The organism is Bythopirellula goksoeyrii (assembly GCF_008065115.1).
In the GTDB taxonomy this organism is placed as follows: Bacteria; Planctomycetota; Planctomycetia; order Pirellulales; family Lacipirellulaceae; genus Bythopirellula; species Bythopirellula goksoeyrii.
In genome coordinates this window covers 5,445,147-5,457,211 of record NZ_CP042913.1, presented here as the reverse complement: position 1 = coordinate 5,457,211, position 12,065 = coordinate 5,445,147, and the positions used below count along the sequence as shown (strand labels likewise).

Below are 12,065 nucleotides of genomic sequence, written 5' to 3'. Positions count from 1 at the left end.
AATGTTTGTGAAAATCTACTCGATATTCTCGCCGGGGTCGGAGCCTGACATATGCTTGGTGTTCCGCTGGTTCGGAGTGCGGCACGAAGACAACACCGCGCATGCAGCTTATGCTAAAGCGGAATAGACCGGAGGTATCGGTGCCTGTACCGGCACGGTGGGACCGGGCGACACTACAGATGCCGAGGCGGCCGACCGTTGTTTTTGGCTACGTGGCCGCCCCATTCCAGCAAGTTTTCGCTGCAATCGTCGCGGTCAACATGGACTTCGATCAGCGAGAGGCCGTCGTGGGTGAGTGCTTTGCTGAGGGCCGCGGCGAGTTCTGCCTCGGTCTTAACTTGGCAGCCCCAGCCTTTTCCTCCCTCGCCATTGAAGACGTCGATAAGTTGGGAGTATTTCCAATTGTTGATGTTGTTGTACGGTCCATCGTGGATTTCGACCTCGATGGTGTAGCCGCCGTTGTTGATCAAGAAAATGATCGGCTTCGCGTTGTAGCGGAGCATTGTTGAGACTTCCTGAGCGGTGAGCTGGAAGGAACCGTCACCGATGCAGGCGATCACATTTCGTTCGGGACAACCGAGGCAATAGCCGAGTGTGGCCCCTACGGACCAGCCAATTGATCCATACTGCATTTGAATCTCGAAGCGGCTCCCCTGCGGCAAGGCGAGATTGATACCGTTGAACCACGAGTCACCTGTTTCGGCGATAAACGAAGATTCGGGGAGCAACATTTGCTGAATGTGGGTGAAAAGTTGCCGCGTGCTCAATGGCTCTTCGGAGGAACCGCTCTTATTTGGTGGACGGTCTTCTTTGATTCGCTGAAAAGCTTTGAGTGATGTGTTGTTGCGATGGAGCTTGCTCGTGAGCCCTTGAAGAAAATCGCTCATCGCCAAGTCGCTGTAGGTCTGGTCGGCAATCTGCACGCAGTCGGTGTGGACCTGGATCGAGTTACCCAGATTGATCTGCGTCGTGTGCCCTGTTGTGGTGTAGTCGGTGAAGACAGTGCCAACCAACAGGCAACAGTCTGCCGTCTCGACGATGGAACAGCAGCCAGGTGTACTGACGGGCCCCCAATAAACACCCATATAGCCAGGGTGCTGTTCGCTGAAGAAACTCTTGGCGTTGGGCTGGATAGCAACGGCATATTCCGTGGCGTCGGCGAGCGCACTGAACTCTGCTTCTGCCTTGCCGGCTCGCAGTTTGGCACCTGCCAAGAGGACAGGCTTTTTCGACGCATTGAGTAGCGTCGCGGCGTGTTCAATTGCACTATCGAGAGACCGCTGGTCGCTGGGGAGCCGAGTGGTAAAGTCTCGCGGGTTGGGTGCTGATACGGAAGCCGCGGCAATGTTGCTAGCGACTTCAAGATAGACTGGCTTGCGAGTTCGCAATGCCGATTCGAGAGCCCGATCGATTTGCGCAGGTGCTTCTGCCGGATGTTGAATCGTGACTGCATCAGCAGTTACACGAGAGAATATCTCACGAACATAATCGTACTCGACTTCTCCCAGAGTGTGGTGCAACACTTCATACTCAGAGGTAGAGTTTGTATTGGGTGCTCCGGAAATGGCGATGAGCGGTAGGTCTTCGGCATAGGCGCCGGCAACGGCATTGAGCAAGCTGAGTCCTCCCACGCTGTAAGTGACTATTGCAACAGCCAATCCGCCAGTTGCGCGAGCATAACCGTCTGCAGCGTAGCCGGCGTTGAGTTCATTGCAGCAGGAGACCATCTTTAGTTGGTCAATCTTGAGAAACTCATCCAGGAGGATTAGGTTGTAGTCACCGGGAACGGTAAAGTAATGGAGGACATCCAATTCAGCGAGTCGAGCGGCGAGGTATTTGCCTACGGTCCAGTTATTTTCTGACATGTCAGCCTCTTATCTTGTGGGAACGGTGGGGAATCAATCAGTATTGTGGCGTCCACATCGTTTGATCGATTCGCTTCTCCAACTCTTCGGCGACGGTTGTTTGCGCAACGCCGTCTTGTTGAGCTTGCCGGGCCACTGCAATACCGATGTGCCGGGCGCAATCGCGAATCTTACTTAGCGGCGGCAAGAGTGGAGCAGTAGGATCGGCAAGGGCCGGGGAGCATTCTTTGAGTGCTTCGGCGGCGGCCGTGAACATGCCGTCGGTGACACGGTTGGCTTTCGCCGCCAGGATACCGAGTCCCATGGCGGGGAAGATGTAGCTGTTGTTGCACTGCGAGATGACGTGCGTCTTGCCGTTGTACTCAACTGGGTCGAACGGGCTGCCGGTGGCGATTCGCGCCTTGCCATCAGTCCATTTCAAAAGATCTGCCGGGATGGCTTCGGCATGGGAGGTGGGATTCGAGAGGGGGAAAATGACGGGCCTCTCCGTGTGACTCGCCATCTCGCGGATGATGGCTTCAGTGAAAGCCCCTTGCTGGCCGGTGGCACCGACGAGGACCGTCGGCTTGGCATTACGCACCACATCGGCAAAACTGATCGAGCCTTTGGTGTCGCAGTCCCAACCTGCCAGGTTGGCTTGCTTTTGTGCAAGCGGCATTAGCACCTCATCGAGATCTGTGCGGCCATCGTGCAACAAGCCGTTGCGGTCGATGACGTAGAACATATCTCGCGCTTCCGCTTCGCTCTTGCCGCTGGCAACAATCGAACCGACTAATTGGCCCGTGATACCGACCCCTGCCGAGCCAGCACCGAGCATGACGAAACGTTGGTCGGCGAGCTTCCCACCAGCCGACTGAATGGCAGCCAGGATCGTGCCGGAGGTGACGGCGGCGGTGCCTTGAATGTCATCGTTGAACGTGCAGAGGCGGTCGCGATATTTCTTGAGTATTCGCTCGGCGTCGACCGAGGCAAAGTCTTCCCATTGCAGCAGCACATTGGGGAACCGCTTCATGACGGCTTCGACAAATTGCTCGATGAAGTTGTCGTATTCTGCGCCCTTGATCCGTTCGTGCCGCCAGCCAATGTAACGGGGATCGTCAATGCGCTCGGCGTTGTTTGTGCCTAGATCGAGCAGCATCGGCAAAGTCCGTGCGGGATGGATTCCTCCGCAGAGAGAATAGAGCGAAAGTTTTCCAATAGGTATCCCCATCCCCCCAGCACCCTGGTCGCCGAGCCCGAGAATCCGTTCGCCATCGGTGACGACAATCACATCTATTTCTCGATCGACGTGCGAGAGGATGTCATCCATCAGTTCGCGATCGGGATACGAGACGAACACACCCCGTGCGCGACGGTAGATGTGGCTGAACTCCTCGCAGGCCTTGCCGACGATGGGGGTGTAGACGATCGGCATCATTTCTGCGACGTGTTCGAGCAGAAGTCGGTAAAATAGGGTTTCGTTCTCATCCTGCAATTCACGCAGAAAAATATGCTTGTCAAGATCCGTTTCTTCAGCACTGAAGGCATCGTAGGCCCGCACGACCTGTTCTTCCAAAGAGTCAATATGCGGCGGCAACAGCCCGAGCAGCCGATACTTCTGTCGTTCTTCGGGAGTGAACGCCGTGCCCTTGTTAAGCAACGGGTCCTCAATACGGTCGATGCCAGTCTTTTCGGGATCGCTGAGTACAGGGGAAGTCATTGTTTTGGTCTCATTTAGATGGAGTATTTTTCAAGATCTCTTGAGGATTGGAGGAATTTGCCCGCGAATCAAAATGGTAGTCGGATACGCAACAATTCGAAGATCTCCTTATCATTTTTTCGTCTGAATTCTTGCGAATCCAGCTACAGTTGGGGTTTCTCGCCATTCGGCTCTATTGTTACCACTCTTCTTATCCGCGATCATCCGCGTGATCCTTTGCATTGTCTGAGGTACTCGATTCAGTCCTGTCTTCGACTCTCGTCATCAAGAAGTCGACAATCTTGGTGAGTTCCTGGGAATTCAAGCTGCTGGCGAACGACGGCATGTTGTAGCCGCCGTTGTTGATGCGGATGATGAGATCGTCGCGGGTGAGTTGCTCTCCAATGTTCGAAAGGTCGGGTCCACGATGACCGCCGTAGCCGTTGATGTCGTGGCAATACATACAGCCTTTGGAATGGACAAGTTTTCCTCCTTCGAAGACGGGGCCTTGTTCGGCACCTATCACACTCGTCGGTAATTCCTCCACTCCGAAATCTGGCGACCAGGGTTCACGGTATCCATAAACCGTAAGCACGACGAAGCTGGCAAAAGCTGCAATCACGATGCCAACTGCCCAGGGCCGCTTGCTCGGGGCGCGGTGGCCCTTGTTGGAAAAAAGAGGCAGGAAGAAGAGCACCAGGAAACCAAGGACCGGCACACCAAGGATGAACCAGAGTTCATAGGAAGGGGGTAGCAGCGACAACACAGCGAAGTACCACCAGAAGTACCAGTCAGGCATCGGGTCAGCATGGATGTTTGCCGGGTCAGGGGATGCATCCAGGGCAGGGGGACCAAGAATGGCCGCGCATGCGACGATGACTCCTACGACCAAGGTCGAGAAGACCACGTCGCGCCACATGGCATTGGGCCAGAACGGAACTCCCGTTTTCTTGAGTCTCGCTTCGTATTCTTCTTTGTAGGTCGCCGGATCGACGGGCTGATCGACGTTGGGCATCTCCGACACGCCGTGGCGAAACAACAGGAACAAGTGCAAACCGACCCCGGCGAAGATCATCCCCGGCATGATGAATACGTGGTAGGCGAAGAACCTCGTGAGCGTGGACCCCCCCACGGTCTCGCCACCTAGCAAGAAGTGGGAGATCATCGGACCAATGTAGGGTGTGCGGGACGCCATTTCAGTCGCGACGAAAACCGACCACACGCCGTTGGCGTCCCAGCGCAATAGCTGCCCCGTAAAGGCCATCCCCAATACGACAAAGAACAGCACGACGCCCGTCATCCAGTTCAGCTCGCGCGGATACTTGTAGGTCGCGTGCAAATAGACTTGCACCAAATGAATCACCACCAGGGTGACCATCGCCGAGGCACCATAGGCGTGCATGCCGCGGACCAAGGAGCCGAATTGGGCCTCGTCGGTGATGTATTTCAGACTCTCATAGGCCTCATCCCCCCCTGGCACATACGCCATCGCCAGACAAATGCCGGTGGCAACTTGAACGATAAAAGCCGTTAATGTGGCGCTGCCGAAAACATACCACCAGCGCGCGTCGCGGGGGACCGTATGCGCAATGTAAGGCATCATGCATTCGGTAAAACCGATGCGGTTGTCGATCCAGTCCCATGTGGCTTGTAGTTGTTGTTTCATGGATGAATTGGTTCAGTGACTTGGCAACTATTTCGAAAAATCAGATAATCTAGGGAAGAAATAGACCGCGGATGAACACGGATTCAGCGGATTGATGCAGATTTGATTTTTTCTGATCGGCGAAAATCAGCCCAATCAGCGTTCATCTGTGTTCTATTTCTTCCTTTTCTTGTTCTTGTGGTAACAGGTTTTATTTTTCAGGTTAGGGCAAATGCTTGAGTCAAGACTTATCAAATGTCAATGTAGTAGTCAGGGGGACTGCAGCCGTGTGGATTTCTACATTGCCATCGCGGACGCGGACCTGGTAGCGGTCGAGGGGTTCTGGTGGTGGCCCACCCGCGACCGTGCCATCTTTGTAGTAAACACCACCATGGCAGGGACACATAAACAATTCTGGTCCTTCCTCCCAGCGGACGGGGCAGCCCAAATGGCGGCAGTTGATCGAGAACGCAATGAACTTGGCATCGTCCACCCGTCGCAGCCAGGCGGCAGTCTTCGCGGTAACACCCGCCCATTTCTCGGGCGATGGGTCTTCAAAGTTAACCAGCACCGTGGCCCCTTCTTTGAAAGCATCCACTTTGCCTAGGGTGCGCCACTTTTGTTCAGTCTTCTTGAAAATTGGGGCCAGCACAAAGCCGATTCCCGGCAGAACGATCAAGGCGCCAATGACTCCCGACAGGATCATCGAGAGCCGAGCATAGAACGAGCGGCGGTCGTCCAGATCTTGGCAGCAGGTTTGGTCGTTTGACTCTTTATTCATCGGTTTGCTTCCCATTGCTGGACGATTTCTCCAATCCAACTCTTGATGGCCCAAGTCGAAAGCCCTGCTCCAGCAATCGACATGTACCACATGGCGTGGATGTTGAGGCTTGGTGCCATGAGTCCCCAGACAGTCATCGCGGTACCCATCGCCATGGCGATAGGTGCGTAGGTGGGACGCGGAACCTGATCGGTTTTGATGGTTGATTCCGATTCATTCATAGCGTTACCCCACTTGGTTTGGCTCGGCCGGGTACAAATGGTGATTCTGGCTCGACGTCTGAATACCAACGGCTAAGCAGGCTGATGATCGCTCCCACATAAAGTACACAAGGTGGCACCCACATCATCAACCCTCCGATGTGTTGATCGATCCCCGGCGTGATGCCTGCATCGTAAAGGGAGTTCAGAATCCCAATACGATCGACGGGGCTGGCGAAAACCGGGCAGACCGAGAGTGGAGCGAAGGTGATATAAATGCCTAGCAGCGTGCAGCCGAGGCAGGCGGAGAACAAATAGGCGATGCCGCGCAAGGGGTCGAGTCGGTAGCGAGCGCAAGGTGCATAGATCGGCCACCAGAACGCCAGACCTGCCAGGACGAGCGAAAGGTCACGCAGGAGTCCGACCGCTGGCCGCTGGGCGGCGGTGCTGCACAGGGTGGGGACATGCCAGAACCACATTGCGCCCACACCACAAATCCAGCCGATCGATGCAATCGCCAGCAGTCTGCCGAAGCGGTCGAACTTTGGGCGGTTGAACCATTGTGACATTTGCTGCTTGGGTAAACTCAGCAAAATGCACAGCGGAACCACCAAGAGCAGCACGAGATGCTGCACCATGTGGGCACTGAAGAGATAACCGTCGGACAACACGCCCACAGGTGATACGAATGCCAAGGTTAAGGCAATGAGCCCCAGCAGAAAGATTGCCAGTTGAGTACGGCTACGACCGCGCGCAAGAATTAAATAGCCAACTAGCAGCATGACTACCACGAGCCACACCGGCGAAGTCCAGTACCATAATTTTTCGCTCATCATGACTGGAATACTCCTAGATAAATGATCGAGAAAACCACGATCCATACGACGTCGACGAAATGCCAATAGACGCCAATCGCCTCATAGGGTTTGGCGTGTTCTTGGGTGAGATGGTTCTGTCGGCCCAGGGTGTACATGATCGCCAGAGCAATGACGCCGGCGGTAACGTGTAGCCCATGAAAACCCGTGACGGTGAAAAACGTCGAGGCAAACAGATTGCGGTCGATCGTGATGTCGTTAGCAATAAGACCGTAGTATTCCCAGCCCTGGCCAATGAGAAAGGTGATGCCTAGCAGGATAGTTGTCCCCAGCCAGAACAAGAATGGCCCGCGACGTCCGACTCGCAAGCACCGTTCCGAGATCCAGAACGTCAGGCTGCTGGCGATCAAGATCAAGCTGAAAACACCCGTGCGATTCACATCGAGCGAGTTCTCTGCCGTGGGCCCATCACCGGTGGCTTGTGAGTTAAACACGACATAGGTCACCAACAACAGCACAAAGAACACCGCTTCGGAAATCACGAAAGCCCAGGCGCAGACTTTCGCCCGATCGGGGCGACGGCCACGGTCTTCGGGGGTCTTGGCAAACTTCCAGTCGGCAAGATCGGGATGCTGCTGGTCCCAAACGGGGCGACGGCTTTTTATTTCGGGGAGTGTGTCAAAGTTGGTTTCTGGCGGAGGGGAAGTCGTCGCCCATTCCAGAGTGAAGGCGTCCCAAGGATTGTTGCCTGCCCTTTCGCCATGGAGCAGGCTCTTGGCAATATTCCAGATGAGCACAAGCGTCCCCGCCACCATGAAGATCACCGAAAACGAAGAAATGCCGTTGAGCAGGGCCCAGCCAGGATTGTCGGCATAGGTGTAGACGCGACGAGGCATTCCCATGGCACCCAAGAAATGTTGGACCATGAACGTGCCATTAAAGCCGACCAGCCAGAGCCAGAACTGCCATTTGCCCAGCCGCTCGTCGAGCATGCGGCCGGTCATCTTGGGGAACCAATAGTAAGTTGCCGCGAAGATGGCAAACACCACCCCGCCGATCAGTACATAGTGGAAGTGCGCAACAACGAAATAGGTGTCGGTCATTTGCCAATCGATCGGCACGGCAGCAAACATGACGCCCGTCAGGCCACCGATCACGAACTGGATCAGGAACGCGATGGCGAACAGCATCGACGTGGTGAGCCGAATCGAGCCGCCCCACATGGTGGCGGTCCAGTTGAAGATCTTCACGCCGGTCGGTAGGGCAATGAGCATCGTCATCGCGGAGAAGAAGATATTAGCACTCGTTCCCAGCCCCACAGCAAACATGTGGTGGGCCCACACACTGTAGCTCAGCAGGAGAATGACCGTCGAAGACCCCGCCACGAAGGCATAGCCGTAAATGGGTTTACGGGAAAAGACGGGAATCACTTCTGAGACCATGGCAAACGCCGGCAAAGCGAAGACGTAGACCTCCGGGTGTCCAAAAATCCAGAAGAAATGTTGCCACAACAGGGCCGAACCACCTCGCACCGGCTCGAAGAATGCCGCTTCCAACCAGCGATCGACGCACAGCAGTGCCATCGCGGAGTTGAGCGGCGGAATGGTCACCACGATCAACATCGCTTGCATCAGCATGATCCACACAAACAACGGCACGCGTTGCAAACTCATTCCGGGGGCGCGCATGCACAATACGGTTGCCACGATGTTAATCGCGCCCGCGATCGATCCCACACCCATCACAATGAGGCCGACAAGCCAGTAGTCGATTCCCGGTCCCAAGCTGTAAGGCTTGGTGGAGAGAGGTGCATAGGAAAACCAGCCCGCATTCGGTGCTGCGCCCGTGAGGAAGCTGAAGTACAAGAGGAACGCCCCAAAGGGCAACATCCAGAAACTCATCGCATTGAGTCGGGGGAAGGCAACGTCCTTAGCACCGATCATCAGGGGAACCAGATAGTTGGAAAATCCGGTGAAAAACGGCATGCCCACCAGGAACACCATGGTCGTGCCATGCATGGTGAACAGTTGGTTGAACACCTCGGGCGACAGGAACGTGTTGTTGGGTATCGCCAACTGGGTACGAATTAAGACCGCTTCGATGCCACCCACCAATAGAAAGAAGACGGCCAGCAGAATGTAGAGGATGCCCACCCGTTTGTGGTCCACCGTGGAGACCCAGGAGAGCAATCCCGTGGTGGAGTCCACTTCAACGGGTTCGTAGGGTGTGGCGACGTCGGTGCTCAATCTAAAGACTCCAGATATGCGGCGATTTGGCTCGCCTCGTCTTCGGTGAGTTTGAAGTCTGGCATTTTGCATCCCGGTTTGATTGCCTGGGGATTCTTCAACCACAGAGTGAGGTTCTCAGTCGAGTTCTTGAGCACGCCAGCGCCGATCTCCTTGCGGGATGCGATTCGTGTGAGATTGGGGCCAATAGTCGCTTGGGCGACGGTCCCCTCGACGGTATGACAATTCGAGCAGGTGTGGGCGAAGAAAAGTTTTTCACCCTTCACCGCATCCGACTCGGTTGATGTGCCGGGGGCAACCTTTTCACCCGCTTCCCACTTGGTGAATTCTTCAGGTTCGAGGGCATAGACCTTGAAACCCATCCAGGCGTGTTGATTGCCACAATATTCGGCGCAGCGACCTTGGTAGGTGCCTGGTTTTGTAGCTTCGAGCCAAATATAGTTTTCGCGCCCCGGGATGACGTCCATCTTGCGGGCAAGTTGCGGAACCCAGAAGCAATGGATCACGTCAGCCGACTGCAGTTTGACCCGTAGCTTCTTCCCCGTGGGAATATAGATCTCGTTGGCTTCGATGATGCCGCTGTCGTTGTGTTCGACCTCCCACCACCATTGGTGACCCGTAACGGTCAAGTCAGCCTCGACCTCAGAGGAGTCAAGTCCCTGAGGGTGAAACTTGGGGAAAGCGTTCACCGTGAGAATGAGCTTGGCACTGATGGCTGTGATCCAGAACACGACCAGGATGGGCCCAACCATCCAGTAGATTTCCCTTTTCTCGCTCCCAAAATCTTGTTTGGGCATTGTTGCTCGGGAGCGGCCCCGCCAAATCGCGACGGCGATCAACCCCGCCACAATGATGAAGATGACGGCGCTAATGGCGAGCACTAACAGAAAGAGATCGTATATCGCTTGCGCTTCCGGAGATTCTGGCTGAAATACAGGAAACATAGCGTCTGTCTTTCAGTTCTAAACCCTTGCAAGTACGACCAGTGAAATAAACACCCTATTCGGTTACGTATTCGATTGCAAGAGCCGCATAACAAATGAGAGCCCCAACGTAAGGAGCAAACTCCCGATGATCGAGATGTGGAGATGAAAAAAGAAATTCAGCCCAATGAGCACCAGGACAAACACAGCGAGTTGAGTGAAAAGGCTTTTGTTCATGATATCGATCTCTCGGCTTGCAAAAACAATAAGCCACGGATTGACACGGATGAAACACGGATGTGGTTCAGACATTCTTCTTCTCCGTGTTTCATCCGTGTCAATCCGTGGCTAAAAAATGATGATGATCGTGCTCCAAGGATTCCTGCTCAAATCTTTTCCGTTCTCTCTGTTTTCTCCTGCTCCAAAACTCATCCGCCACTAATCAAACACATGGCCGTGCGTGTAACGTTCATCTTTGCCAGCGGCTTCTGTAAGCGAAGCCACGTTTTGTTTTGTGAAAAAGCCTTTGAATTTGTGGCACCGCTCGACGTATTCGGTGATAAGAATCGAATACTTGGAATGCTTCGAGAAGATCTGCTTCAAATCAGGCGAGTCTTTGCATTCACCAACAACGTGGGCCAGAAACGGGACGCCGAGTGTTCCCAGTTTTCCCACGACGTAGTCAACGTTCTTAACGCCGCTCGGATGATCTCCGTCCACGACCTCGTAGGCAATGTGGTGCATCCGGCGACCGAAGTTTCTCACAAAGTCCTCAGTCGGCATGGGGAGATTCTCAAACGAATTGATAAACGAAGGGGTGTTGTTGGCGGTGAACACCTTGGCCGGCGATTCTTTGTCGTCCTCGACGTGGGAATTGCGATTCACATTGGTCGAAGAATTCATCTCGTGGATGTTGTAGGCGCCCCAGAAATAGTAGTTCGACATCGTGAGAAACTCGAGGATGGCATCTTCGCGCTCACCCGCCAGAATCCGCGTCGCCATATGGTCGATCCCTCGGAGCAACTCATGAATGCCAGCTTCTTTGCCCAATTCGGCTTGTTTCTCAAGTTCCGCCAGTTGATCTTGCGTCAACTCGAAGCGAGTGCCCAAATTGAGTTCGTCGTAGTCTTCCAGGTCCGCTTCGGTGTAGCCGACTCGGTTGAAAGTGAAGTCCGATGGCTCGGTGAATGCGAACGGCTTGTTCGTATAGAGGCGGTTCTCTTCGTCCCCATCATAGACAAATCGCACATTGTGCGACTCGAGCACTTTGCAGGTCTCGCGTACGCTCGTCGTGTGGAAGATTTCACCTATGTAGCGTGCGTTCGGCTTGGCCCTCGCCAGCGGGTAAATCATGTTGAGCCGCTTGACGTCGTCTTCGAAGTTCTTGTCCAGAGGCTCGATGACAAAGATCCGCGGAAACCGCGTTTCGGACACCATCACATAGATATTATGCGTGTCGCTGCGGTAAGCAGCCGCCAACCGATAGGGCGACATCAAATAGAGTTCTTCCAGATAGGAGATCGCATCGCCGGTCTCTACTTGAATCACGACGCCGCGCATTTTTCCCAGCAGTTGATCGAGCCCGCTCTGTAGGCGTCGTTCATAAATCTTGACGCGGTACTCTTCAAAGAAATCTGAGTTTTTCTTGTCGCCTACATGTTGGTAAGTGAGAAGATCGAAACTCATCGAAATATCCTATTTATCAAGAGTAGTCGAATGTGGGCAAACGCCTGCTGATGCTTTCTGAGGATAAACCGGAGGTCCTCTGAGGTCAACTAGACAAATTGAGATCGAACTATTAGCACGGACGAAACCCAGCGCGGCCACTAGCCACAACCAATAATTGGAACAGGAGGAAACCAAGAAAACAGAGAAGAAGGGACATTGTTGAGTGGAGTGCGATTTTCACGCC

At 54.3% G+C, this 12,065-nt stretch carries 10 protein-coding genes; all 10 read right to left on the bottom strand.

What is annotated here, in order from left to right:
• Positions 1–173: 173 nt before the first annotated feature.
• The 10 genes from Pr1d_RS21585 to Pr1d_RS21540 all read right to left on the bottom strand — a co-directional run bounded on the left by Pr1d_RS21585 (position 174) and on the right by Pr1d_RS21540 (position 11,839).
• Positions 174–1,865: an alpha-keto acid decarboxylase family protein gene (locus Pr1d_RS21585; protein ID WP_148075467.1), complete on the bottom strand. Its 1,692-nt coding sequence runs from the start codon at positions 1,863–1,865 to the stop codon at positions 174–176.
• Between the two features lie 37 nt (positions 1,866–1,902).
• The gene (locus tag Pr1d_RS21580; protein ID WP_148075466.1) at positions 1,903–3,564 is read right to left on the bottom strand and encodes an NAD-dependent malic enzyme; all 1,662 of its coding nucleotides are present in this window, start codon (positions 3,562–3,564) and stop codon (positions 1,903–1,905) included.
• 190 nt (positions 3,565–3,754) lie between these two features.
• Complete coding sequence (locus Pr1d_RS21575) at positions 3,755–5,209, bottom strand: cytochrome b N-terminal domain-containing protein (protein WP_148075465.1); 1,455 nt, start codon at positions 5,207–5,209, stop codon at positions 3,755–3,757.
• 220 nt (positions 5,210–5,429) lie between these two features.
• Positions 5,430–5,969, bottom strand: coding sequence for a QcrA and Rieske domain-containing protein (locus tag Pr1d_RS21570; protein ID WP_148075464.1), 540 nt, complete (start codon positions 5,967–5,969; stop codon positions 5,430–5,432).
• A complete protein-coding gene (locus Pr1d_RS21565; protein ID WP_148075463.1) occupies positions 5,966–6,190 on the bottom strand; it encodes a hypothetical protein in 225 nt (74 codons plus the stop codon). Before Pr1d_RS21565 ends, Pr1d_RS21570 begins: the two co-directional genes overlap by 4 nt.
• Complete coding sequence (locus tag Pr1d_RS21560; RefSeq protein ID WP_168205403.1) at positions 6,187–7,005, bottom strand: cytochrome c oxidase assembly protein; 819 nt, start codon at positions 7,003–7,005, stop codon at positions 6,187–6,189. The genes Pr1d_RS21565 and Pr1d_RS21560 overlap by 4 nt, the downstream gene beginning before the upstream one ends.
• Complete coding sequence (gene ctaD / locus Pr1d_RS21555) at positions 7,002–9,230, bottom strand: cytochrome c oxidase subunit I (protein WP_210417799.1); 2,229 nt, start codon at positions 9,228–9,230, stop codon at positions 7,002–7,004. The genes Pr1d_RS21560 and ctaD overlap by 4 nt, the downstream gene beginning before the upstream one ends.
• Positions 9,227–10,174, bottom strand: a complete 948-nt coding sequence (gene coxB / locus Pr1d_RS21550) for a cytochrome c oxidase subunit II (RefSeq protein ID WP_148075460.1) — start codon at positions 10,172–10,174, stop codon at positions 9,227–9,229. The genes ctaD and coxB overlap by 4 nt, the downstream gene beginning before the upstream one ends.
• A gap of 63 nt (positions 10,175–10,237) precedes the next feature.
• A complete protein-coding gene (locus Pr1d_RS21545) occupies positions 10,238–10,465 on the bottom strand; it encodes a hypothetical protein (RefSeq protein WP_148075459.1) in 228 nt (75 codons plus the stop codon).
• A gap of 126 nt (positions 10,466–10,591) precedes the next feature.
• Complete coding sequence (locus Pr1d_RS21540) at positions 10,592–11,839, bottom strand: hypothetical protein (protein ID WP_148075458.1); 1,248 nt, start codon at positions 11,837–11,839, stop codon at positions 10,592–10,594.
• Between the last annotated feature and the right edge of the window lie 226 nt (positions 11,840–12,065).

Bases quoted from the DNA above. Each gene is read 5' to 3' on its own strand.
- Pr1d_RS21585 (WP_148075467.1), bottom strand. From the start codon at position 1,865: ATGTCAGAAAATAACTGGACCGTAGGCAAATACCTCGCCGCTCGACTC.
- Pr1d_RS21580 (WP_148075466.1), bottom strand. From the start codon at position 3,564: ATGACTTCCCCTGTACTCAGCGATCCCGAAAAGACTGGCATCGACCGT.
- Pr1d_RS21575 (WP_148075465.1), bottom strand. From the start codon at position 5,209: ATGAAACAACAACTACAAGCCACATGGGACTGGATCGACAACCGCATC.
- Pr1d_RS21570 (WP_148075464.1), bottom strand. From the start codon at position 5,969: ATGAATAAAGAGTCAAACGACCAAACCTGCTGCCAAGATCTGGACGAC.
- Pr1d_RS21565 (WP_148075463.1), bottom strand. From the start codon at position 6,190: ATGAATGAATCGGAATCAACCATCAAAACCGATCAGGTTCCGCGTCCC.
- Pr1d_RS21560 (WP_168205403.1), bottom strand. From the start codon at position 7,005: ATGATGAGCGAAAAATTATGGTACTGGACTTCGCCGGTGTGGCTCGTG.
- coxB (WP_148075460.1), bottom strand. From the start codon at position 10,174: ATGTTTCCTGTATTTCAGCCAGAATCTCCGGAAGCGCAAGCGATATAC.
- Pr1d_RS21545 (WP_148075459.1), bottom strand. From the start codon at position 10,465: ATGTCTGAACCACATCCGTGTTTCATCCGTGTCAATCCGTGGCTTATT.
- Pr1d_RS21540 (WP_148075458.1), bottom strand. From the start codon at position 11,839: ATGAGTTTCGATCTTCTCACTTACCAACATGTAGGCGACAAGAAAAAC.